This is a genomic window from Bacteroidota bacterium (assembly GCA_016711505.1).
In the GTDB taxonomy this organism is placed as follows: Bacteria; Bacteroidota; Bacteroidia; order AKYH767-A; family 2013-40CM-41-45; genus JADKIH01.
On sequence record JADJSV010000016.1, the window covers coordinates 136,314 to 159,805 of the forward strand.

Here is a 23,492-nt window from a genome sequence, read left to right on the forward strand (position 1 = left end):
GCTGTTTAAAAGATGCTGTTTAATATATGAAAATTGCTCAAAATATTGTAAAAAGCATGTTTTTGGAGGTAAAAAAAACGAAACTACAGATTTATGGTCCTTTCGTTCAATCAATTGAACTTCCTTTGAATCAGACTAGAATAATAAATGCCTCTTTTTTTGCATCTTGTGACTGCCTAAACTCCCATTTTACTTTTCTATGAACGAACAAAATTCCGATCTCGTCCAAAAATCATATTCTTTGCTGGAAGTGATGAATTCGGTTCAATCGGTCGTGAAAAAAAATTACGAGTCGAGAAAATTCTGGGTGAAATGCGAATTGGTAAAATTGAACTTTCATCAGGCGAGCGGACATTGTTATCTTGAACTGGTCGACAGAAATGAATCGACAATGGTAGCTCAATGCAAAGGAATTATCTGGTCAGATTTCTATCAGATCATTCAGAAAAAATTCAGGTCAACTATCAATGCAGAACTTGGCTCTGGAATGAAAGTTCTTTTTCAGTGTAATGTTACTTTCCATCCTATCCATGGATTTTCATTGTACGTGACAGATGCAGAACCTGCTTTTACGTTGGGTGAAATGGCCAAAATGAAAAATGAAGCTATTCTTAAACTCAAACAGGAAAATGTTTTTGATCTGAATAAGAAAAAAGTACTTCCGATTTTACCAAAAAGAATTGCTGTAATATCTGTTGAAACCAGCAGAGGATATCAGGATTTCATCAGTACGATCAATAATTATCACAAAAAGTTTGTGCTCGAGCTTTCACTTTTTGAAGCTACTCTTCAAGGTGATAATGCAGTAACAACTATCATCAGAGCATTACAAAAAATTGCTTCACGTATCAGTGATTTTGACGTTGTCACTATCATCAGAGGTGGTGCAGGCGATACCGGACTTGCCTGTTATGATGAATATGTTCTTGCAAAAGAAGTAGCAAGTTTCCCGCTGCCGATAGTTACGGGAATCGGTCATGCAACAAATGAAACGGTAACTGAAATGGTTGCTTTTAAGAACTGCATCACTCCTACTGCTGCTGCAGATTTCTTTCTGGAAAAATTCTCTGCTCAGGATGTCCTTATCAGACAGCTGACAGAAAACCTGATCGGATTTACATCAGAATTTTTATCTGAGTCCAAAGAAACGCTTCATGATACAATAAAAGATTTTCAGGTCTTGTGTAATACATCAATGGAAAAAAATCATGCACTGATCAATAAAACAACAGAATTACTCGTTAAATTCAGCCTTCGATATACACTGGATGAACGGACATATTTACAGAATAACATCAATGTGATTAAAAATATTCCCGGACGTCAACTTATTCCACAACAGAAAAACCTGATCAGCATACTATCACGGCAGTTATATAGCAATGCAAACGGCAGAATACAGATTGACAAAAGTCTGATCAATGAAAATGCCAAGTCGCTTAAGCAAGTTTCACATCAGTTCAAAGATCTGAAGCAAAATCTGAATCTGATAGAGTCAAAAGTGAAATTGCTTGACCCGATCAATACTCTGGCCCGCGGGTATTCGATCACACGAAAGAAAGGGAAAGCCATCACTTCTACAGATGAAATTGTTTCCGGAGAAGTAATTGAAACAATACTGGCATCAGGAAGTTTTACAGGAACAGTAATAGAAATCAAAAAAACAAAATAATGAAATACGAAGAAGCATATAATGAATTGCAGGAGATTGTGAATGAAATTGAGAATGGAAGTATCAGCGTCGACGAACTGAGCGAAAAAGTAAAACGGGCATCGGTTTTAATTCAACTCTGCAGAAAAAAACTTGACGGAACAGAAAAGGAAGTAAATGAACTATTGAAAGGAATAGAAAAATCAGCATCTTGAAAATCGTACGACTCATATTAATTTTTACAATGCTTGTTCTTTTAAATAAAGAATCAAAGGCCCAATGGTCTTATATAAACTCTATTGAGACATCTTTAGATAAAAATTTCTCCAATTATGAAAGCTGGCTGAAAAATAACGATTATCATGAAACGTCCAAATATGATAACATAGCCGGACGAAAAGCAGCTACAATGGCAAGCATCTATAGTGTTCCGCTTGTAGCTAAAGTATATGATTCAAAATCGCAGCCTACGAAGATCCATTGTTACATTGATTCAAAGCAGAATCTGAGAAGTATAGATGTCTTTCTGGTCAATCCGAAACCCGGAGAATTTGAGAATATCCAACTTGTGCTTTTGAAATCAGGCTTTCTTCTGATCAGCGAAAGCAAGAATGATAATGACAAAACTACCAGAACTTACTTTCAAAAGAAAAATATTCGATTAAATTTGTCAGTTCCCGACGACAAGAGTTATTTGACGATCTCAGCCGGAACATTGAATAATTATGAATAGCAAACTATCTTTTCTATTATCATTTTTACTTTTGTTTGTTCTTTCCGGAACGAATAACAATCATTTGTTTGCAGCAGCTGAATATGGAAATCTGGTCACTCCGCAAAATTTAAAGAAAGAAATTGATCTCGATACCATTTATCGTTACAAGATCGGCGACAATCCTGAATGGTCGAAATTTGATTTCGATGACACTGACTGGAGGCCTACCATTGCTGACTCTACCGACAACGACACTTTACTGGAAAAACATGATGGTATCGTCTGGTTCAGGGGAAAATTCAAAGTCGATTCCACTTTAACAAGCAGAGCATTTGCTATTGAAATACTTTGCCATGGTGCATGTGAAGTTTATTTTGACGGAATGCTTGTGAAGAAAATTGGCGTCGTCGCTTCTACCTTTGAAAATTACACCTCCGGATACACATTCCGTACTTCCATGATCCCGGTTTCGTTGAATCAGAAAACTGAACATGTTATTGCCGTAAGAGTTGCAAAATTCAGAGAAGAGAAAAAATCAGAAATTGTTTTTAATAGTGGCAATAAAGAAAAAGCTTTTGGCTCCAGTTTCTATGATGCAGAAATAGCGATTGAAGAAGAATCTGATTTCCACCAGCAAGCGATCATGTTGATCTTTGCAACGATCTTCGGCGTTTTGGGAATATTCCATCTGATCCTCTTCATCTACTATCATAAAAACAGAGCGAACTTATATTACAGTCTGTTTACATTTATGCTCTTCTGTATTTTCTTTGGCATGTATACCTTGTTTGCCGGACAAGATATGCGTACAACACAAAGAATTCTTCAGCTTGAATCAATTGCTTCCTATACCGTACCATTATTCTTCATAAGCATTCTTTATCAGATATTTTATAAAAGGTTGCTGAAGTTCTTTTGGGTATTAGCCGGACTGATAATAATTTCCTCTTTGTGTCTTTTTGTCTTCAATCAGAGAGAAATCGGAATGATCACAATGGTTATTTTCTTCCTGGCAGGACTAGTTGAAACGATAAGAGTCTTCATAAAAGGTATTGTAAACAAACGGGATGGGGCGCGGATATTTTTGTTCGGATTATTCTTTCCGATAATAGGAGTTATTGTTTTATCACTCTTATCATCCTTTCTTGAAAGCACAGGCTTTACAAAATGGAGTGAACAAATTGATGACCATACCGGAGAATTTTTCGGATATTCATTTTTGTTAAGCGTCTCACTCTCCATGACCATCTACCTTGCTCGTGATTTTGCACGAATGAATAATAAATTGCAGGCACAGATCAATGAGATTAAACAGTTATTTGATAAAACTGTAGAACAAGACAATGAAAGAAAACGCATTCTTGAAAATCAGAATGAGAAACTGGAACAAATGGTTACTGTGCGAACTAATGAGGTGAACAGGCAGAAAACAGAAATCGAGCTGAAGAATCGCGACATTCTTGATAATCTTCAATATGCAAAACGAATTCAGGAAGCGATCTTACCGGAGATAAAACTTATTTATCAGACATTGAATGATTCATTCATCATATATCTGCCGAAAGATATTGTAAGCGGCGACTTTTATTCCTTTTCACAAAAGAATGATAAAGTTATTATTGCAGCAGCAGATTGTACAGGCCATGGAGTTACAGGGGCCTTCATGAGTATGATAGGAACTTCTGTACTGAATCAGATCATCAATGAAAATGGAGTTACAGAACCTGCTCAGATCCTGAAAAATCTGAATGCAGGAATTATTGATGCTTTGAAACAAAGTGAAGGTGAAAAAGAAATTCACGACGGAATGGATATAGCCCTTTGTTCGTTAGATCTGAAAAATTCTACCCTCAAATATGCAGGGGCCAATCGCCCGCTTTGGATCTTTAAAAATGGTGAAATGACAATGATCAAACCGGCCAAATCTGCAATTGGCGGCTATCAGTCTGCTAGAAAAGAAGAATTCTCTCAACACGAAATACCTGTGTCAAAAGGAGACACTATCTACCTATTCACTGATGGCTATGCCGATCAATTCGGCGGTCCGGAAGGAAAGAAATTTTTAAGTAAACGTTTCCGGGAAATTTTAAAAGAGATTCAACCTCTTTCCATGATTGAGCAACAGAAATATTTGCTAAAAGCCTTTCACGACTGGAAAGGAAATGTTGGGCAGGTTGATGATGTGTTGGTGATTGGGGTGAGGTTTTGATTTTTTAATTAAATCTTAAACATAAACAGAGTTAGTTTTGGTTCAAGAAATAAGTAATCAATAACCGATAAAACATTTTCAATGTAAGGACAATGAGTCCTGATTCATTTTTTTTTGTTGCATATAGCCGTCAACTTAATAATATTTATTTGTATCGAAATTAAGTGTACCGTCACCTACTTTATTGTCTTAGCTTTATATGAATGTCATTAATTTAAACTCAAGAATTCATAATAAGTATATGTTTTTAGAGCAGCCTTAGGCCAAACTTTTGTAACACTAAATAACACGAGAAAGTCAACCCTTTAGCGAGGATTTATTCCTAGTGAGAACACAACACATTTTGGAAAGGAAGCTTTAATGTCCCAATGGGAACGGACACAAAACATTTCCAAAATTAAGAACCAAATTGCTATAAAATGGCTGACGCGCAAGGAACCCACTGACTCCTGATTTGATGCAAGAAATAAAAGCTGACGAGTAAGTGAAATAAATGAGAAATAGGGTGGATAGGAGCCTTTCCGATTTGAGAAGTGATTAAATTAAACCAGAACATCAAAGATCTCTTTCACTGAAGAGTACCGAAAATTGCTTCAACACTTTGAAATTGATTTTGATGAACGATATATTTTTAAACAACCGATTTCAATTTTAGGTGACAAATTTTCGGAGTTTTTTTTTGAAAAGCTTGTTTAGGCCAAGGCCTAAATTATAAATAAAGAAAACTCGCCCAACCAAATGATTGTGTTTGACGGCAATAAAGGCTATTTGCTAAAAATATTTTTAAAATAATTGTGTCACAACGAATAACTACATTATTTTTTTAAGTTGAGCCTATGCGCTAGCTGTGGTGTGGGGAGACGAAAAAGGCCCGCACAAGAATTAATAAATAAATTTTAGCTGTATCAATTCCCTCAAAAAGTAAATTAAAGTAAGATTCTAAATAATTTTTTGAGAAATATTTTTTAACTTGACTGTTGCGAGTAATAATAAAATAAGTAAAGAGATTACCTTCCACTTTCAGGATTATCGCTCATCAACTTATTCATCCCCATCATCTGCTTCATTGTCTTTTGCATTCCATCAACGGAACCATCCAGGAAGATCATATTTCCTTGTCCGTGTTCTGCAAAATTCTTTACCGACTCCATCCACATACTGAATAGAATCACTGAAGTGTCAAGGTTAGCTTGTTGCATTTCACGCGCAGCTTCAGTCATACCTTTTGCAACTTCCTGACGGAAGAGGGCAACGCCTTGTCCACGTAACTGTGCTGCTTCTTTTTCTGCTCCGGCTGAGATCTTGATCGCATTTCCATCCGCTTCGGCAGCTTTAGTTTTTGTGATCAACAATGCCTGGCCTTCATTCTCAGCTGCAGCTTTTAAATTGTTCGACGCAACAACCTGACTCATTGACTTCATGATCACATCGTCGAAAGTAATATCATTCAACTGAAGATCCTGCAAATGATATCCCCATTCTTCCAGTCCGATATCGATCTGTTCTTTTACGTGTTCTGTAATGTCTTTTCTTAATCCGAGTACATCTGCTTGTTTTTTTGTCGCAACAAAACCACGTATTGAACCTTCTATCGTTCGGATCAATGCCTGCATGAAATTCCTGTCATCGACAAATTTGAAAGCAACACTCATGATATTCTTTTCTTCAGTGTTGATTACAGAGTAAAGTAACATGGCTTTGAAATAGACATTGGCCTGGTCAATAGTTATGGCCTGAAATTCCAATTCGACTGAGCGATTTTGCACGGAAATCTTTTTAAAGATCTGCTCAATTAAAGGAATCCGGAAATTTAATCCGGGATGCATTAACCGGCGATACTTTCCGAAAATAGTAATGACTGCAACAGTTCCCTGCTGTACCGTTACAAAACAGAAAAACAACAATGCTACTATTACAATTGTTGCAATTAAGGAAGAACTCATGTGGATGTGGTTTTGAGAAATTTAAAGCAATGTAGGAATTTTTGAAGATGAGATTTAGGGAAAGTTAAAAATAAGATTAACACTAAGGTCACTAAGTTTTCAGCACAAGAACACAAGTGAAGCATTTTTAATTAGTGCCCTTGTGACAAATTTTAGTGACCTTAGTGTTCTATTCTTTCACAAAACAAGAAATATTATTATTTAATTTGCAGCAAATGTTTTTTAAACGACTCTTACTTTTTCTTACATGCCTGGTTTCTGCAAAAGGAGTATCTCTTCTTGTTGACAAAGGCAAGATCATGACTCCGGAAATTACAGTTCCTTATTTTTCGGGAGCTGCACTTTCTGGCAATGATAACTGGGTTTTCAATCTGAATGAGGTTGATACGCTGAAAAAGCTGAACTTAATTGAAAACATTCATGAAAAAAGAAAAGCGATCGACAATTACCGGTTCTCTTCAGAAGAAGATTCAACTCATCAGTATCAACTTAATCAGCCCGGATTAATTTATGCGATCAGACTGGCAAAAATCATGTTTTTCTTTCAAGGCGATATCGGTGCACTGAAATCATTTCAACTTTTGATTCACTGTTTCTTTTGCTTTCTGATCATGTTGAGTTTTAAAACAACATTAAAACGACTTCTGTTTTTTCTTCTTTACTTTATAAATCCTGCAATTCTTTATCTGACCATTTTTCCATTCTATTATTTCTGGCAGGTAATAGGATCATACATCATCGTACTCATTCTGTTGAATCCAAAAAAGCAAACATTTTTGCTTCTACTCCTTTCTTCAATAACTCTTGCATGCATCTATCATATCCGTATCTCGACGCTGCCTCTTAGTATATTTATAATCATTTTCGGATTTTATCACATCGCGCCTTTAAGAAGGGTAATCGCCTTAGGTGTTTTCATTGTTTCAGTTTTTATAATGCAACCCGGATATCTCGCAAAGCACCCGGGACATGTAATGTACAGTTCACTGGGAGCCTATCCCGGATCACCTGTAAAAGGATTTTCCGACAACATCTCTTTTGCAGACTATTCAAAGGCAACCGGAAAAAATTATTCTTATGAATCTACTCCTTCAATGTATGATGCCGAAGTGATCATGGGTGAATCGAAATGGGGAATGGAAAAGTTTACTGAATTTGCAAAAGAAAATCCTTTTATCATCTTAAGAAATGCAACTCTGAATGTCTTTGAATCTTTTCATTTGGATATCAGACTTCGTCATTGTGGCTTACATACTTTTCAGCTTTTAGCGGACTGATCTTTTTAATTATTCTGTTTTTCAGAAAAAAATATTCATTAATCATACTCATATTGGCTTCTACCTGTTCTTATATTCTCTATCTCGCTCCAGTTCCGATTTATTTGTATGGGACGTTTGTGATTTCTGTATATGCGTTACTTGAAATAATTCCCGAAAAAAAAGTTAAATAAACACTGAGGGCACAAAGAATAATGTTGGGGTGTAGTCTGCAGACTACACCCCAACATTATTCTTTGTGCCCTCAGTGTTAAAATAATTTACTTCACTACACTCAGCCTCTCCACCCGCATTCCTTTATCCGTAATTACCTGTACGAAATAAATTCCTGCTTCGAAAAATTTCAAGTCAATGATGTATGTGCGGTTGCTTTCAGGAGTCATAATAAGATCTGAAACCATTCCTCCGCGTGAATCAAACATTCTGATCTGCGCCTTATCAAGGTCAAGCATTCCGCTCTTAATTCTTAGTTTTTCATTTGCAGGATTTGGATAGAACGACAATACATCCTTTGACAATTGTCCGTTCACACCTACTGCAATTCCCACAACAATTGTATCAGTGATCGTACAGCCATTCGCACCAGATACTGTTACCCAATATGTATCTGCTGAAGTTACAACGATCGTATCTGTCGTTGCACCAGTCGACCAAAGATAACTAGTGTAGCCTTGTCCGGGACTAAGCGGAATATTGAAAGGAAGTTCTGCTGCTGTATCGGCACCAAGACTTGCAGTTACTCCGGGAATCAGATGCACATCAATTGCAAATCTTGGACTTGCACACGCACCAACGCCACAAGAAATAAAGCTTGTTGACAATAATGGATTCTGTGTTCCTTTTGAAGATACATCACATGACCAGTCTGCTGCTGAATTGTTATCCTCGTTACCAATTCTGTTTGGAGTTTGTCCCGGTGTTGCACAGGTTGATAGCGTACCATCGCCAGTCCATTCAGAACCTAAAGTAACTGTATTTCCATCTACATCAATTGACAAGGTTTGTAATGTTACGCTATCCCATTCTAAAGCAGCAAAATCAACAACATTTCCTAATGGATCAACTATCATTACCCAACCAGGGAAACCTGGCTCTAACAATAAATTCGATCCGAAATAATTATCACTTGCATCATCAGTTCTGAATTGAATTTCTCCCGGAGCAAATAAACCAAGGTCCCACGTTACTGCATTTACCAGATTGATATCCGAGTAATCATCACTGCCCACAACTTTATAGCCCGTAGCATCAAATGCTACACCGGAAACATTTTGCAATTCAATATAGTCACCTAAACCATTTGGTTCAAGTTCAGAAATACGTAAACATCCTGAACTGCCGCTACCGTGTCTGGTCTCAACCCAGAATGTTGTATCAGAACTTACTGAAGGTGAAAATACATCGCCTGAATAAAGTAACTCATCGCTGGTCTCATCTGCATACCACATCAACACATCACCTGAATCTGCAGTTGCTGTCAATGCTAAATTATTATCACATTGATCTTGCGGAGTTACAACTATTGGGGCATTTGGATGACCCAGAAAAGTATATGAATTTCTTACTGTATCATTTAGATGATACTGATCAGCAGCAAGATCAAGATATACTGTCAGATCAAGTACGCCACCGTTGTAAGTATTGATAGTTTGTGCGAAATAAAAAGTATCTGCAGCATTTGATGGAAGATTGTTCACCGTAGTTTCAGTGATCGTTTGATTTCCTCCTGGGAATACAACATCTGCAACTATATCAAATGGAGTCTGATTGTTCAACCCTAAATTTTTTATTACGATTCCTATCGTTGTTGCAGAATCACCACAACCTCCGGAAGGAGAAAACAAACTTAAAACTGAAACGTTATCAGATAGAGGTGTAAACTCATCTGCTCCAAGATCAGGTGATGTTCCGTTTCTTGCTTCTCCGTCTATATCTACCGTTACAGAAACTAAAGGAATTCCCAGATCATTCACACTTGCACTTCCTGCATGAAGGTCTGTTTGAGAAATGTATTGTGGATTTCCTGAAACACTATTTAAACCTACGGAATGAACAGTTTGCAAATCTGCGAGATCAACGATCGTATCATTATCATAAATACCAATTGCAGATCCATTAATTGAATACAAGTTATTATAATCAAACAATGTTACGGAGCCGATAGGATTTGGAGAAATCTGAAATACATAATGTAAACCGGTATTTGTAAAATTATTATTCAGGATCTCAACATTTCCTGATCCTGTTCCAAGCACTTCCAGACAATATGATCCTTGAGTCTGCGAATAAATATTTACTGAATTATGATATACATTTACATAAGTCGATTTATTTATTTCAATCCCGGCAATAAAAAATTGTCCCGCACAAGCAACAAAATTATTTGAAACAAGTGTCGGACTACTCAATGTGCCCGGACAAGTTTCTACAAAGATTCCATATTCTCCTCCGGACTCTGCAACAATTTTATTACCTGAGATATCAATCCCAATAGATGTAAGGGTATGAATTCCTTCATACTGTGTATTTGTAGTAGTTGTTGTAATGTCATTATTTCTGATAACGGCATTCAAAGCATTTGTAAGAGAAATAGACTGGCCGCCTTGATCAACGAATTGATTATTTTCAATGAACACATTCTTCACTCTTACTGATGCAGAAATTCCCGTCAGATTAATTCCATAAGAACCTCCGGAAAACAAATTATTCCTGAAAGTTGTTAAGGAATCCTGAGCTTGAGCAACAGGTTGACGAACCAGACTACTGTTCAAACTTGTGAATGTATATGGATTAGATCTCACAATACAATTTGTAACAGTGAAAGCCCTCGAGTTTGAACCCATATAAATTACAGTTGCATAAGACAAAGTACCTGATCTTTCAATGGTAAGTTGATTAAATCTGATAAAATCAGCTCCATTAACAAAGATTGTAAAATCACTGCTTGATGTTGACGATGAAGAATCAGTAATGATCACACTTGTACTATCACCTGATTCAGATTGAAAAGTAATTGTGTTCGTAAAAGAAGCTCCTTGAATTTCATTCAAAAAGATTTTTCCGGAATATGTTCCTGGTCTGATATTAAAAATTACAGGACCGCTCACTCCGGCTTGAGCAGCTGTCAGGGCATCTGCAATAGTAACATAATCGGGGCTCGTTCCGCCAATTGTGTATGCACCACTAAGTTGCGCTTTTACAAAGCCGCTTAATGAAAGGTACACGAGTAATAGGAAAGTAAATTTTCTCTTCATGATTGTTTTGGTTTGGGTGGTTATAGTCAGATGAAAGTAAAGTTTTTTTTAAATTTTTACAATATTTGTCGAAATTAACAATTTTCGCAATTAATAGCACTATTAAAAGTTTGTATTGTGGCGCTTTTTTCTCAAATTGTTGTGCCCTAATCTAACCCGGTCATGTATAAAATAAATTACTCAATTCTGCTTTTTAGTTTACTACTTATTAGTCTGAATCTGCACGGACAAATTGTGATCAATGAATACTCCTGTGGAAATGTTTCAAATTATCCGGATAACTTTTCTAAGTACGAAGATTGGATCGAAATCTATAATTCAAGTGGCAGTCCGGTAAATATTGGCGGCTATTATTTAAGCGATAGACTCAATCAGCCTACAAAATGGATGATTCCAATTGGTACAAGTATTGGCGGAAATGCACGAATGATATTTTTTGCTTCAGGAAAAAATACTTCAAGTGGAGCAATGCATACTAACTTTCGAATCACTCAAACAAAATTCCCTTCTGAGAATATAGTTCTTTCTGATAATACCGGAACGATCATCGACTACATCACTGTCTCCAGAACTAAAGAAGATCATTCAAATGCACGCATTCCTGATGGATCAACTACATGGAAGGTATGCACATCGCCAACACCAAATCTTTCCAATACAGGAGCAAATACTTTTTTAAGATATTCTGCCAGTCCTGTTTTTAATTTATTACCCGGATTTTATAGCGGCACCCAGCAAATTCAAATCACAACTTCAGAACCTAATTCTACAATCCGGTTTACAACGGACGGTACGGAACCAACGGCTTCATCAACACCTTACATCGGACCCATTTCAATTTCTGCAACAAGTGTATTGAAAGCTGCTTCATTTTCTTCTGATCCAAACATCACAACCGGTTTTGTAAACTTCAGCACATATTTTATTAATGTCTCACATTCTATTCCGGTCGTTTCAATTGCTGCAAATCAATTGACAACTCTGGCAAATGGTAACGGCAATCTTGTTCCTTTCGGTTCATTTGAATATTTCAACATGAATAAACAAAGAACTACAACAGGCTATGGAGAATTTAACCGACATGGGCAGGATTCCTGGGCAAATGATCAAAGAAGTATTGATTATGTAATGTATGATGAACTTGGCTACAACTATGCTTTACAGGAACAATTCTTTAATCTGACTCCACGCGATGAATTTCAGCGCATCATATTACGTGCTGCAGGTGACGATAATTATCCTGCTGCTCATCATACATCAAATACAGGAAGCGCACATTTGCGGGATGCATACGTTCATAATCTTGCTAAGGCCGGAAATTTAAATCTTGATGTGCGTGTAGGAACTAAAGCCATTGTTTACATGAATGGCGAATATTGGGGAGTTTATGATCTGAGAGAAATTCCGGATGATCATGATTTTACAAATTATTATTATGGACAAGACAAATTCAATTTACAATATATCGAAACATGGGGAGGAACCTGGGCTGAGTATGGCGGACAAACAGCGCTTGATGACTGGAGTGATTTTCATACGTACATTATGGGAAATAATGTGAACGATCCAGCGGTCTGGGATAACATCACTTCTAAACTTGATGTTAAAAGTCTGGTGGATTATGTTTTAGTAAACTCAATTACCGTTTGCTCTGACTGGTTGAATTATAATACCGGATGGTGGCGTGGACTCGATTCTTCAGGAACACATAAAAAGTGGGGATACATTCTCTGGGATAATGATGCAACTTTTGGATTTTATATTAATTACACAAATGTTCCTGATACAGGTGCGACTGCTCCTGTATGTAATGTGGAACCCGGTCACGGAAATTTGAGCGACCCTGAGCAACATCTTGATCTGTTAATGAAACTCAGACAAAATCCATCCTTTGATCACTTCTACAAATCACGTTATATAGATTTAATGAATACAGTATTCTCCTGTGATTATATGCTTCGTACGCTCGATAGCACTGTTGCAGTTATTGATCCTGAAATGGCGCAACATGCTACAAGATGGTTCGGTACATATGCAGGATGGCAGGCAAATGTTGCACGCTTGAGAAGTTTTATTGAAAGAAGATGTCAGGCAATGCCGGCCGGACTTAATAGTTGTTACTCCTTGAATGGGCCTTATCCGTTAACGATAAATGCAACTCCAATTGGTACAGGAACTGTAGATGTAAACTCATTAACTATTACTGATTTTCCATGGACAGGAAATTATTATGGCGGCATTGAAGTAAATCTTCAGGCAAACCCTGATGGTTTCAATGACTTCTACTTTGACCGATGGGAGACTACACAAGGTTCTGCAATATTACCGGGCTTGACTTCGCCGCTCGTTCAATTAAGCTTGACAGGCAGTGACACAGTAACTGCCTATTTTGTTCAACATACAGTTGACATACCTACACTCGATAAAAATACTTTCAGTGCGAATGTCTATCCGACAATTTCCAGTGGAGTTGCAAATATTGATTTTAATTTAACTCAATCAGAAGACATAAATATAAAAGTGACTTCGATTTCAGGAAGAACGATCTGGTCGGCAGTAAAAGACAATATGAGTGCAGGACAATATTCAGTGCAAATCAACCTTACTGAGAAAAATATTTCTCCGGGTGTTTATGTTGTTTCAATCAACTCGAAAAAACAAGCTATTAACTTTAAATTAATCTATTCAAACGAATAATTAATAACTAATAACTAAAAATGGCGGTCTCGAAACAATAGGTTTCCGGACTGCCATTTTTCACTTTTCACTTTTCACTTTTCACTTTTCATTATTCATTTTCTCGGTCTTCCTGGACCGCGACCATTTTTGGACGACTTCGCAGGTCGTCCGGGTTTTCTTCCCGCAATTTTTGATTTAACAGTAGTAAGTTTTACAGATCCTACCGGACGACCCCTACCTCTCTTTGGCCCGAAAAGCGCTTTACTCTTCATCAACATATTAAGTTTGGACTCGATACTACGCAGTGAGTCAACTAATTCTGTCATGCCATCTACTAATGAACTTTTTGTTTTTGGTCTTGCCATTAATTTATTAATTTAAATATTTAACAAAGGTAATTACAATTTCCTTTAAATTAAGTGTAAATCTTTTCTCAATAGTTAAAGTAATAGTATTCTTTGTAAAATATTGATTTAGAATTTCAATGAATTAAAAGCAAAAAGTATACCCCGAAATTTTAATGAATAATTAATATTGAATAATATAGGGCACCGGAGAAAATGTTGACTTCACAGGAACTGCCAATTATTAATCATTTATTATTTATTATTAAATGGCTTTATAAACTTTCGTGTCCTGAATTCTTTTATAAAACGCCGGAGTTTTTACAGGAAAGCGATATCCTATATTAAGAAAAGTAGAAACGTATACATTTGTAACATCGAACATTGACAATCGATAATTATTGCCATCTACAATATTTTGAATACTTATAAAAAATTCTTTAGAATTGAATCCAAACGATGACCGGAAATCAAATGCGCTAACCTGAGACCGCCAGATATTTAAACTTTTATTGGTTTCTGATGATTTTGTAATAATGTGCTGTTCTTCTAAACCCAATGTAAACAAGACATTTATAAATGCTCTTTTAAAAATGGTCAGAGTATGAGTATATCCGACTCCGGCAGTAACTGCTGTCACATTGAACATATTCAGTTTTTTCCAATCTCCATAATAATCCTGAATGTAAGTCGGCACAATTGACGGCGAATTGAGACTGTAATGATATAAATTGGTAGCAACTATAAACGAACCGGCAGATTTTAATTGTCTGACATTGTTTACATATGCTGCTCCATATGAAAATCTTTTTTTTCTGTTTAGAAAATAAAATGCTTTTGCTCTCAAGGAGCGGTTGACCAAATAAGAATTCTGAAAATATGCAGAGCTGTCTGTAAAATCAGGAATATAATTAACTGAATTGATATCGTAAAATCCTTTATAGGAACGCAAAGATCCTTCAATCCTTAACTTTACTCCCGTGATCGCAAAACCTAATTGTGAATAATTTGTTCTTCCTTTTCTAATTCTTTCATCCTGATTTATTGGAGATCTAAAACCAACAAACAATGAAATTTTATCATAGAAAAAACCAATACCGGTTACGTTCTTCGCAAGTGTTGAATAACGGATTGGCGAAAGACCTGAAGTGTCGATTGACATTTTTTGGGTAATGTCAATCTGATATGATGGCTTACTCTGAAAAATGGAGAGCCCTAGCTTTGATGGATATTTGATTGCATATAAAGTATCAAACTGAGCAAACGAATTTAAACTGCTTGTTGTCAGAATGAAAATTAGAATTAAACTTTTTGCAATAAATTTCAATTTGCTCATAGGGACCCAAGATAATTATTTCTATCCCGGGTACCTATTGAACAACAATTAATTTATCAATAATATTTTTGACTTTACAACATCGTTGTAGGGCAAACATATTCAGAAAGAATTAGTCTGTCGTTTTGTTTAATTGAATTAATTCCTCCATCGACATTGATCAGGTTTTTAAACCCACGGGAATTAAGAATGGAAATAAAAATTACAGAACGATACCCTCCGGCACAATGAACATAATATGTCTTGTGTTTTTCTACGAGTGCCATACTATCATTCACATAATCCAATGGAGCATTGATAGCACCAAGAACATGCTGGCTGTCGAATTCACTTTTCTTGCGAACATCCAGAATATTAATATTGGCATTTGAATTTAATCTGGAAAGCATTTCAACATTTATTGTTTCCATTGATTCCAAGTTCTTTCCTGCTTTTTCCACGCCTGAATTCCTCCATCCAAAAATCCAATACATTTATCGTATCCAACACGTGCCAATCGCGTAATGACTTCTTCCTCCCGTCCCGGTTGAGCTATGATAAGAATTTTCTGATCTATTCGTGGGATCAAAGCTCCTACCCATGGTGCAAAATCCCCATCAATTCCGATAAATACTGAACCAGGAATATGTTCTTTTATAAAATCGTTCTGATGACGGGTATCCAGAATTAATGCTTCTTCCAATTCAGCAACCAATTCAAATTTTTCAGGATCGTAACCTGTCATTCCTCTTGCTAATACTGTTTCAAAACTTTCATAACCTGATTTATTCAGACCAACATTGAAAGGGAAATACCCTGGCGGTGGCATAAGACCTGTTGTTACCTTCTCAATAAATTCTTCCTTTGTCAGCTTAGGGTCTAATGCATAATTGGTTTTCTTCTGGTGCCCAAGAGTGTCGAAAGTTTCTTTACTCAAAGATTTTCCACAAGCACTACCTGCGCCGTGGGCAGGATAAACTATAACATCATCATTTAATGGCAGTATTTTATTCTTCAGCGATTCAAACAACAAACCTGCTAACTCTTCACGAGTCATGTTAGCAGCCTTTTGCGCAAGATCGGGCCGGCCTACATCTCCAATGAATAAAGTGTCTCCACTGAATAAAATTTTCTCCGCACCATTTTCATCTGTCAACAAATAGCATGAGCTTTCCATTGTATGTCCGGGAGTATGTAATAGCTTCAATTTAATTTTTCCGATTCTGAACTCTTCATTGTCCTTTGCAACATGTGCCTTGAATGAAGGTACTGCCGTTGGTCCAAAAACAATTTCAGCTCCACTCTTTGCAGAAAGATCCACATGACCGCTTACAAAGTCAGCATGAAAATGTGTTTCGAAAACATACTTGATCTTCGCTTTCCCCTTTTCAGCACGATCAAGATAGGGCTCAATTTCACGCAACGGATCAATAATTGCCGCTTCGTTTTCAGATTGAATATAATATGCACCTTGTGCAAGGCATCCTGTATAGATTTGTTCGACTATCATTTTAGTTTCTTTTTATAGTACAAAATTACAACGACATATCTTCTTGTGGTGACCTTTGTTACATTTTTTATGATTTACATCAATTTCTCAGGAAATTTGAGTTGTTTTTTACACAACTAAATTTGTAATATTTAAATGTAACCGTTTTTATTTATGCATGATTTTTACTGATTTTAAGTATAACTGTTGGATTTCATGAAAAAAATCGAGTCCGCACCCTTTATGACTGCTGTAAGCAAAGTGACTTTTTACTATAACTCCTGAGCATTCTAATGGTTAAATGGGTAAAAGTGTAAAATCGGGAAAATCGTTAAAGTAATTTCCGATTACGATTTCAGAAATATCTGAAATCAAAAAGAACATAAGGAATGAAACAGAAAATTGAAATCAGACTAAAAGTCTCTTTAAGAAGAGTTGCATGGATAGCATCAACCCTAATTGTATTACTGGCAATTGGTCTAACATTATTTTTTAATTTTTCTTCAAAAGACAAAGCGTATGCAGCAGTCTCCGGAGAATATCGTTCAAAAGCATCAGGAAACTGGAATGCAACGAGTACATGGCAGCGATTTAATGGGTCATCATGGGTGAATGCTTCAGCTTCACCAACTTCATCAGATAATATCATAACAATACTTTCCGGACATACAGTTACAATTACCGGGAATGTCACAGCGGATCAAATCGTAGTTAATAGCGGCGGAACTCTCGTTCAGAATTCAGTTACATTAACATTGAACAATGGGACAGGAACAGATCTGAATGTTTCAGGAACCTACAGAAATGGCGGTACAGTTACTATAAACTCAGGAGCAACAATTTCATATCAAAGCGGAGGAAAGTATCAGCATAATTTTTCTACAAGTCCTGGAACAATTCCAACTGCAACCTGGAACAACAATTCGACTTGTGAAATTATGACGTATACTACTAATAATAATACTCCATCTGGATTCGGTCAGGCGTTTGGAAATTTCATATGGAACTGCCCACTACAAATAAATCTGGATCGATCTTGGATCAGCACTTACAACTATCAATGGCGATTTTACAATTACATCAACCGGTCTTACAGGAACATAAAAATTTCTAAGAATAATGCTTCAACATTAAATGTTGGGGGTGACTTTACACTCACTGCAGGAAGATTTGCATTGTCTGAAGGTAGCAGTATTACATCAGTAATGAATGTAGGTGGAAACTTCACCTTTACTCTCGGAACATTCACTGTTGTTGAAGGTAGCGGAAGTACAGGAAATGTGAATATTTCCGGTGACTATACGCACACTGGAGGAACATTAACTGTTGGAGGAAACTCATCGACAAGCGCAGTTGTGTCATTTGCAAAAGCAGGCTCACAAACATTTACGGCAACAGCGCCAATAGTTTTAGGTAATGTAGATTTCAAGGTAAACAGTGGGTCTACTCTTGTGATGGGAACAAATGTATTGACAGGAAGAAATTTTACTCTTTCATCAGGAGGAGGAATTTCTATGGGTTCATTACTAGGCATTACGCTTGGTGGATTACTTGGCAACATTCAAGTTTCAGGCACACGATCGTTCAGCACAGGTGCTGATTCTACATATGCAGGATCTGCATCACAAGCAATAGGTGCAGCATTGCCAACAACAGTCAGAAACCTGACCATTAATACCGGCGGGACTGTGACATTGTCTTCTGACTATACCGTCACTGGGATATTGAATCTTGCCAATGGAAAGATCAATACAGGAAGCAATACACTTTATGTAACTAACACTTCTACTACAAGTGTTACCGGATATTCATCAGCAGATTACATTATAGGAAATTTAAATCGTTCAGTGGGAAGTTCAGGAACTTATGATTATCCACTTGGAACATCTTCAAAATATGAATTGCTCACATTGACTTTGTCAAGTACTGCTGGATTTTCAAATGTATTGGGTTCATTTAATGCAGGAGATCCAAATGATGCTGCACATGATCTTGATTCAATAATTGCGTCAGGAGTGCAGATGACAGAACTTCTTGACTATGGTTCTTGGTCATTGACACCAAATTCTACACTGACTTCAGGAACATTCGCAGTTACTGTTAAAGAGCAAGGTTATAGTAATGCAATATTAGACGGAACAGTTCTTACATTAGCCAATAGAGCAAATTCAAGTGCTGACTGGCTGCCGGCAGGTACTCATGATGATGCTACGCAATCTGTCTCTGCAGGAGTAGCAACTGCTCAACGAACGACATTAACAAAATTCGGAATCTTTGCAATTGCAATCGGAGATTTTGCTGCTTTTAGTAGCCCATCATTGAGAAGTGGAACTGCCGGAGCTGTAAATGCAATCTATCTTTTCCCAAATGTAATGCGAGGGGTAGATGCATGGGTACAAATTATAAGCCTTAATAATGGAGCAACATTGAATGATATTGATAATTCAGCGACAGGGTACAACGCATCCTTCCAGCCATTCATCAACTATCCGGCGAATAAAACTGCTTATATAGAATGGAAAATAACATTCAAAAAAGCTACCACGAGTACAGATACAACAATAAAGAAGATGACCGCTACCGGAGTTGATATTGATGGTAGTTCAGGTATAAGAGAATTCATTGATGCAACCATGCCTTTGAGTTATAATTTAGATCCATTTACGACATTAACGTAAAAACATTGCTCTTCCTATCAAGTTGATCTCTTTCAATGCAAGTCTGAACAACAATAATGTTAGTCTGAATTGGGCTACAGCCTCAGAGGTAAACAACGATTATTTTACAATTGAGCGTTCAAAAGATGGTCAAAATTTTGAAGCGCTTTTAACCAAACGTGGTGCAGGTAATTCGACGGTCAGACGCGACTATGAAGCCAATGACCCCAATCCATTTCAGGGTTATTCATACTACAGATTAAAACAAACAGATTATGACGGGCGTTTCACATACAGTAAAGTTGAAACGATCAAGAACAAAGGAGGGAATGATATTGATGAAGCTGCAGTTGAGATCACTGCAATTTCTCCAAATCCATTCGGTGATGAATTTAAAATTGATTTTATTCTGAAACAAAAACCGAGGTTGAGATCAGTATGGTTAACACAAAAGGGGAGATCATATTTAGAGAAACTGTTATTGCAGAAGATGGCTATAATTCATAAGTTTAACGACAACAAAGGTCTTACAAGTGGATATTACTTTTGTTTCCGTCAGCTACAAAGGGCAAAAGGTTACAAAGAAGATCCTGAAGTATTAGAATCCTAAGCAAATCAACAATTATTTATATAGCCACTTGGATTGAATATCCGGGTGGCTTTTTATTTTCAGATTGCTAATATTTGATATCTGCGGGTTTCTGCGAGTTCTGCGAGATCTGCGGGAGAAAAAATTATACTAAAATATTTCCGCAGATCTCGCAGAACTCGGAGATAAACTGCAGAATTTATAATGAATTCTGTAAGATTCAACGTCACTTAATTACAACAGATGTTGCAACTCTAAGTAGAATGTATCTAAGAGCATAATTGCGATAAATGAAGAAAATTCGTTTATCGGATTATGATTTCTGTTTAAAATTCAAAACAGAATGAGATCATCTAGACCAAATAGAAGATGAGACAACGACGTGAAATGAAATTAAAACGTCGTTCAGGCGTGTTGCATGGGTGTCATCTGCCTTAGTAGGAGTACTTGCTATTGGGCTGACATTGTTCTTTAATTTTTCATCGAATGAAGATGCGTATGCAGCGGTAACAAATGAATATCGGACAAAAGCATCAGAAACTGGAGTTCGACTGGTACATGGCAGAGATATAACGGAAGTTCATGGGTAAATGCAACATCAACACCAACTTCATCTGCAGCAACAATCACCATTTTATCCGGTCACACGGTAACAATAACCTCAAGCGTAGCTGCTGATCAGATTGTTGTAAATAGCGGTGGTACATTAGTCCAGAATTCCGGAATTACGTTGACAGTTAATAATGGTTCAGGTACAGATCTGGCCGTTTTCAGGAACATTTAAAAATGCAGGAACAGTAACCATAAGCGCAAGTGCAATAGTTGTTTTCAAAGTTCAGGAAAGTATCAGCATAATTTTACAACCTCGGGTGGAACAATTCCTACAGCAACTTGGAATTCAGGATCAACATGTGTGAGATCATAGGATTCACGACATATAACAATTCTTTGAACGGTTGTGGACAAGCGTTTTCGAACTTTGTTTGGAATTGTCCTTTACAATTAAGCTGGGTAGATTTGAATTCAGCATTAACAAATGTTACAGGAGATTTTACTATAACATCAACCGGACTGACAGGTGGATTGCGATTATCTAAAAATCCGGCTTCAACCTTATCAGTTGGTGGAGATTTTACATTTACAGCAGGAAATTTTCTTTATCTGATGGAAGTAATATTACATCAGTAATGAATGTAGCAGGAGATTACACACACACATTGGGAAGTTTTAGTATAGTTGATGGAAGTGGTAGTACAGGCTATGTAAACGTTTCCGGGAATTATACTCATACAGCAGGAACTTTGACAGTAGGGAGGAAACTCAAGTACAAGTGCGGTAATTTTCTTTTGCCGATCAGGTTCGCAAACATTCACTACAACTCTTCCTGTTGTAACAGGTAATGTTGATTGGAAAATTAACAGTGGTTCTACACTTGTGATGGGATCAAGTATAATGTATGGAAGAAATTTTACACTTTCTGCAGGTGGCGGTCTTTTCAATGGGTTCTTTGTTGGGTATCTCAGCAACAGGATTACTTGGCAATATTCAAGTTTCAGGTACACGATCATATAGTACCGGTGCGGATTATGTTTATTCAGGAGGGGCTACTCAGAATACAGGAGGAGGAATCCCGGCAACAGTTAGAAATTTAACTGTCAATAATGGCGGGACCTTGACAATGTCAACGGACTTCACTGTGACCGGCGTTCTGAATCTAGCTAATGGAAAAATTAATACAGGAAGTAATACATTGTATATAACGAATACGTCAACAAGTAGTATTACAGGATATTCTTCATCCAATTACATTGTTGGAAATTTGAATCGTTCTGTCGGCAGTTCGGGAGCATATGTTTATCCTTTAGGCTCGACTTCAAAATATGAATTACTTACTTTGACATTATCCGGTACAGCAGGATTTTCTAATGTACTTGGGAAATTTACTGCAGGAGATCCAAATGATGCATCTTTCGTTCTTGATACCATTACAGCTGATGGAGTTGAAATGTCAGAGCTACTTGATTATGGTACATGGATGTTGACACCGAATTCACCGCTGACATCTGGAACATTTACAGTCAGATTAAAGGAAGACGGATTTAGTAATATGATTCTTGATGGAACGGTAATTACATTGGCTAACAGAGCAAATGCAAGTTCTCAATGGTTACCGGCAGGTACTCATGATAATTCAACCTCGGTCTATCGTTTCTGGAGTTGCAACTGCAGAACGATCAAGATTAAATAAGTTCCGGAATCTTTGCAATAGCACTTGGAGATTATGCAGCATCCAGTTCTCCGATTTAGAAGCGGAACATCAGGCAGTAAAATGCATCTATGTTTTTCCAATGGTTGTTCGTGGAGTAGATGCATGGGTCAAATTATGGACTATCAAATTGGGGCAACATTAAATGATATTGATAATTCATCTGTAGGTTATGATGCGTCCTTTCAACCTTTCAGACATTACCTGTCAAATAGAACAGCTTATGTAGAATGGAAATTAACATTCAAGAAAACTGGAACGAGTACTGATACAACATTTAAAAAATTACAGCAACAGGAGAGTTGATGTGGGATGGAAATAGCAGTATCAGAGAGTTTTGTTGAAGGACAATGCCAAGAAGTTATAACCTTGATGCATTTTCTCAACTTTGACAGTTTCAAACCTTTTTGGAAATTATCGCGCCGTTGGATCTGCAAGTGACCTTTCAGGGATTGATAGCACGCAACAGCAGGCAATGTATGAATTGAATTATGTGAATGTTAATACACTCATGTATCGTACCGAGCTATTAACTCATCCGGTGGATCTATAACCAGACAAACTTCATTATTCTTTAAGTCGTTTAATTTGACGAATAAAAATATTGCACTACCAATTAAATTGATTTCTTTCGATGCCAAAATTGAAGGACAAACAATGTTAGTCTGACTTGGGCAACAGCAGCAGAAATTAATAATGACTTTACAATCGAACGTTCCCACAGATGGACAGACCTTCCGAGCCAATTCTCACTAAGCGAGAGCAGGGAATTCAACTGTTACCTTGAGTATGAAGCCAATGACCCAAACCCACTGGATGGATATTCGTATTACAGATTAAAGCAAACTAATACGACGGACACTTTTCTTATAGCGATGTAGAAACCGTAAAGAATAAAGGCGGACAAAATGTTATAGATGAAGCAGAAGTTGAAATTACCGCTATCCCACAAATCCTTTCTCCGACGAATTCAAAATTGATTTCATCTTAAACAAAATGTCAGGTGTAAGTCAGCACGATCAGCCTGCGGGGTGAAATGATCTTCACTGAAGCTGTTATGGCTGAAGACGGATATAATTCTTATTCTTACACCGACAACAAAGG

At 36.9% G+C, this 23,492-nt stretch carries 19 protein-coding genes and 1 pseudogene; 15 read left to right on the plus strand and 5 right to left on the minus strand.

All coding sequences use genetic code 11. The features are described from left to right. Nucleotides 1–199 precede the first annotated feature (199 nt). Genes xseA through IPL24_13530 form a run of 4 tightly spaced genes read left to right on the plus strand, consistent with a single transcriptional unit; the run spans nt 200 to nt 4,575 of the window. Nucleotides 200–1,672, plus strand: coding sequence for an exodeoxyribonuclease VII large subunit (gene xseA / locus IPL24_13515; GenBank protein MBK8364630.1), 1,473 nt, complete (start codon nt 200–202; stop codon nt 1,670–1,672). Beyond that, nucleotides 1,672–1,866 (plus strand): exodeoxyribonuclease VII small subunit, encoded by a 195-nt coding sequence (gene xseB / locus IPL24_13520; GenBank protein ID MBK8364631.1) that lies wholly within the window; start codon nt 1,672–1,674, stop codon nt 1,864–1,866. The genes xseA and xseB overlap by 1 nt, the downstream gene beginning before the upstream one ends. 29 nt (nt 1,867–1,895) lie before the next feature. Beyond that, nucleotides 1,896–2,384, plus strand: coding sequence for a hypothetical protein (locus IPL24_13525; protein ID MBK8364632.1), 489 nt, complete (start codon nt 1,896–1,898; stop codon nt 2,382–2,384). Further along, the gene (locus IPL24_13530; GenBank protein ID MBK8364633.1) at nt 2,377–4,575 is read left to right on the plus strand and encodes a SpoIIE family protein phosphatase; all 2,199 of its coding nucleotides are present in this window, start codon (nt 2,377–2,379) and stop codon (nt 4,573–4,575) included. The genes IPL24_13525 and IPL24_13530 overlap by 8 nt, the downstream gene beginning before the upstream one ends. A gap of 1,007 nt (nt 4,576–5,582) precedes the next feature. On the opposite strand, the gene IPL24_13535 is transcribed toward IPL24_13530, so the two are convergent. Further along, nucleotides 5,583–6,518, minus strand: coding sequence for an SPFH domain-containing protein (locus IPL24_13535; GenBank protein ID MBK8364634.1), 936 nt, complete (start codon nt 6,516–6,518; stop codon nt 5,583–5,585). A 215-nt stretch (nt 6,519–6,733) separates the two neighbouring features. Here IPL24_13535 and IPL24_13540 point away from each other — a divergent pair, with 215 nt between their 5' ends. After that, on the plus strand, nt 6,734–7,795 hold the full coding sequence (locus IPL24_13540) for a hypothetical protein (GenBank protein ID MBK8364635.1): 1,062 nt from the start codon (nt 6,734–6,736) through the stop codon (nt 7,793–7,795). Between the two features lie 260 nt (nt 7,796–8,055). Here IPL24_13540 and IPL24_13545 read toward each other — a convergent pair whose 3' ends face one another. Continuing rightward, nucleotides 8,056–11,049 (minus strand): right-handed parallel beta-helix repeat-containing protein, encoded by a 2,994-nt coding sequence (locus IPL24_13545; protein ID MBK8364636.1) that lies wholly within the window; start codon nt 11,047–11,049, stop codon nt 8,056–8,058. A 162-nt stretch (nt 11,050–11,211) separates the two neighbouring features. Here IPL24_13545 and IPL24_13550 point away from each other — a divergent pair, with 162 nt between their 5' ends. Beyond that, entirely contained in the window at nt 11,212–13,746 is a 2,535-nt protein-coding gene (locus tag IPL24_13550; protein MBK8364637.1) for a CotH kinase family protein, read from the plus strand. Between the two features lie 95 nt (nt 13,747–13,841). On the opposite strand, the gene IPL24_13555 is transcribed toward IPL24_13550, so the two are convergent. The 3 genes and pseudogenes from IPL24_13555 to IPL24_13565 all read right to left on the minus strand — a co-directional run bounded on the left by IPL24_13555 (nt 13,842) and on the right by IPL24_13565 (nt 16,897). Beyond that, a complete protein-coding gene (locus tag IPL24_13555) occupies nt 13,842–14,093 on the minus strand; it encodes a hypothetical protein (protein ID MBK8364638.1) in 252 nt (83 codons plus the stop codon). A gap of 244 nt (nt 14,094–14,337) precedes the next feature. Continuing rightward, on the minus strand, nt 14,338–15,399 hold the full coding sequence (locus tag IPL24_13560) for a DUF4421 family protein (protein ID MBK8364639.1): 1,062 nt from the start codon (nt 15,397–15,399) through the stop codon (nt 14,338–14,340). 83 nt (nt 15,400–15,482) lie between these two features. Continuing rightward, nucleotides 15,483–16,897 (minus strand): annotated as a pseudogene (locus IPL24_13565) (MBL fold metallo-hydrolase). A gap of 368 nt (nt 16,898–17,265) precedes the next feature. On the opposite strand from IPL24_13565, the gene IPL24_13570 reads away from it, so the two are divergent. The 9 genes from IPL24_13570 (at nt 17,266) to IPL24_13610 (ending at nt 22,941) form a co-directional block, all read left to right on the plus strand. Beyond that, the gene (locus IPL24_13570) at nt 17,266–19,554 is read left to right on the plus strand and encodes a hypothetical protein (GenBank protein ID MBK8364640.1); all 2,289 of its coding nucleotides are present in this window, start codon (nt 17,266–17,268) and stop codon (nt 19,552–19,554) included. A 22-nt stretch (nt 19,555–19,576) separates the two neighbouring features. After that, nucleotides 19,577–20,143, plus strand: coding sequence for a hypothetical protein (locus IPL24_13575; GenBank protein MBK8364641.1), 567 nt, complete (start codon nt 19,577–19,579; stop codon nt 20,141–20,143). Nucleotides 20,144–20,544: 401 nt separating this feature from the next. Next, the gene (locus tag IPL24_13580) at nt 20,545–20,712 is read left to right on the plus strand and encodes a hypothetical protein (GenBank protein ID MBK8364642.1); all 168 of its coding nucleotides are present in this window, start codon (nt 20,545–20,547) and stop codon (nt 20,710–20,712) included. 153 nt (nt 20,713–20,865) lie between these two features. Beyond that, complete coding sequence (locus IPL24_13585) at nt 20,866–21,039, plus strand: hypothetical protein (protein ID MBK8364643.1); 174 nt, start codon at nt 20,866–20,868, stop codon at nt 21,037–21,039. Continuing rightward, the gene (locus IPL24_13590; protein ID MBK8364644.1) at nt 21,032–21,310 is read left to right on the plus strand and encodes a hypothetical protein; all 279 of its coding nucleotides are present in this window, start codon (nt 21,032–21,034) and stop codon (nt 21,308–21,310) included. Before IPL24_13585 ends, IPL24_13590 begins: the two co-directional genes overlap by 8 nt. Then, a complete protein-coding gene (locus IPL24_13595) occupies nt 21,310–21,522 on the plus strand; it encodes a hypothetical protein (protein MBK8364645.1) in 213 nt (70 codons plus the stop codon). The genes IPL24_13590 and IPL24_13595 overlap by 1 nt, the downstream gene beginning before the upstream one ends. 56 nt (nt 21,523–21,578) lie before the next feature. Continuing rightward, nucleotides 21,579–22,370, plus strand: coding sequence for a hypothetical protein (locus IPL24_13600; GenBank protein ID MBK8364646.1), 792 nt, complete (start codon nt 21,579–21,581; stop codon nt 22,368–22,370). A 135-nt stretch (nt 22,371–22,505) separates the two neighbouring features. Next, nucleotides 22,506–22,694: a hypothetical protein gene (locus IPL24_13605; GenBank protein MBK8364647.1), complete on the plus strand. Its 189-nt coding sequence runs from the start codon at nt 22,506–22,508 to the stop codon at nt 22,692–22,694. An 82-nt stretch (nt 22,695–22,776) separates the two neighbouring features. Continuing rightward, a complete protein-coding gene (locus IPL24_13610; GenBank protein MBK8364648.1) occupies nt 22,777–22,941 on the plus strand; it encodes a hypothetical protein in 165 nt (54 codons plus the stop codon). The last annotated feature ends 551 nt before the right edge of the window (nt 22,942–23,492 follow it).

Excerpts from the sequence above, each read along its gene's own strand:
- IPL24_13540 (MBK8364635.1), top strand. The coding sequence starts at position 6,734 with ATGTTTTTTAAACGACTCTTACTTTTTCTTACATGCCTGGTTTCTGCA.
- IPL24_13525 (MBK8364632.1), top strand. The coding sequence starts at position 1,896 with ATGCTTGTTCTTTTAAATAAAGAATCAAAGGCCCAATGGTCTTATATA.
- IPL24_13590 (MBK8364644.1), top strand. The coding sequence starts at position 21,032 with ATGTGTGAGATCATAGGATTCACGACATATAACAATTCTTTGAACGGT.
- IPL24_13545 (MBK8364636.1), bottom strand. The coding sequence starts at position 11,049 with ATGAAGAGAAAATTTACTTTCCTATTACTCGTGTACCTTTCATTAAGC.
- IPL24_13550 (MBK8364637.1), top strand. The coding sequence starts at position 11,212 with ATGTATAAAATAAATTACTCAATTCTGCTTTTTAGTTTACTACTTATT.
- IPL24_13585 (MBK8364643.1), top strand. The coding sequence starts at position 20,866 with ATGGTTCAGGTACAGATCTGGCCGTTTTCAGGAACATTTAAAAATGCA.
- IPL24_13595 (MBK8364645.1), top strand. The coding sequence starts at position 21,310 with ATGAATGTAGCAGGAGATTACACACACACATTGGGAAGTTTTAGTATA.
- IPL24_13555 (MBK8364638.1), bottom strand. The coding sequence starts at position 14,093 with ATGGCAAGACCAAAAACAAAAAGTTCATTAGTAGATGGCATGACAGAA.
- IPL24_13530 (MBK8364633.1), top strand. The coding sequence starts at position 2,377 with ATGAATAGCAAACTATCTTTTCTATTATCATTTTTACTTTTGTTTGTT.
- IPL24_13535 (MBK8364634.1), bottom strand. The coding sequence starts at position 6,518 with ATGAGTTCTTCCTTAATTGCAACAATTGTAATAGTAGCATTGTTGTTT.
- xseA (MBK8364630.1), top strand. The coding sequence starts at position 200 with ATGAACGAACAAAATTCCGATCTCGTCCAAAAATCATATTCTTTGCTG.
- IPL24_13600 (MBK8364646.1), top strand. The coding sequence starts at position 21,579 with ATGGAAGAAATTTTACACTTTCTGCAGGTGGCGGTCTTTTCAATGGGT.
- IPL24_13570 (MBK8364640.1), top strand. The coding sequence starts at position 17,266 with ATGAAACAGAAAATTGAAATCAGACTAAAAGTCTCTTTAAGAAGAGTT.
- IPL24_13605 (MBK8364647.1), top strand. The coding sequence starts at position 22,506 with ATGGACTATCAAATTGGGGCAACATTAAATGATATTGATAATTCATCT.
- xseB (MBK8364631.1), top strand. The coding sequence starts at position 1,672 with ATGAAATACGAAGAAGCATATAATGAATTGCAGGAGATTGTGAATGAA.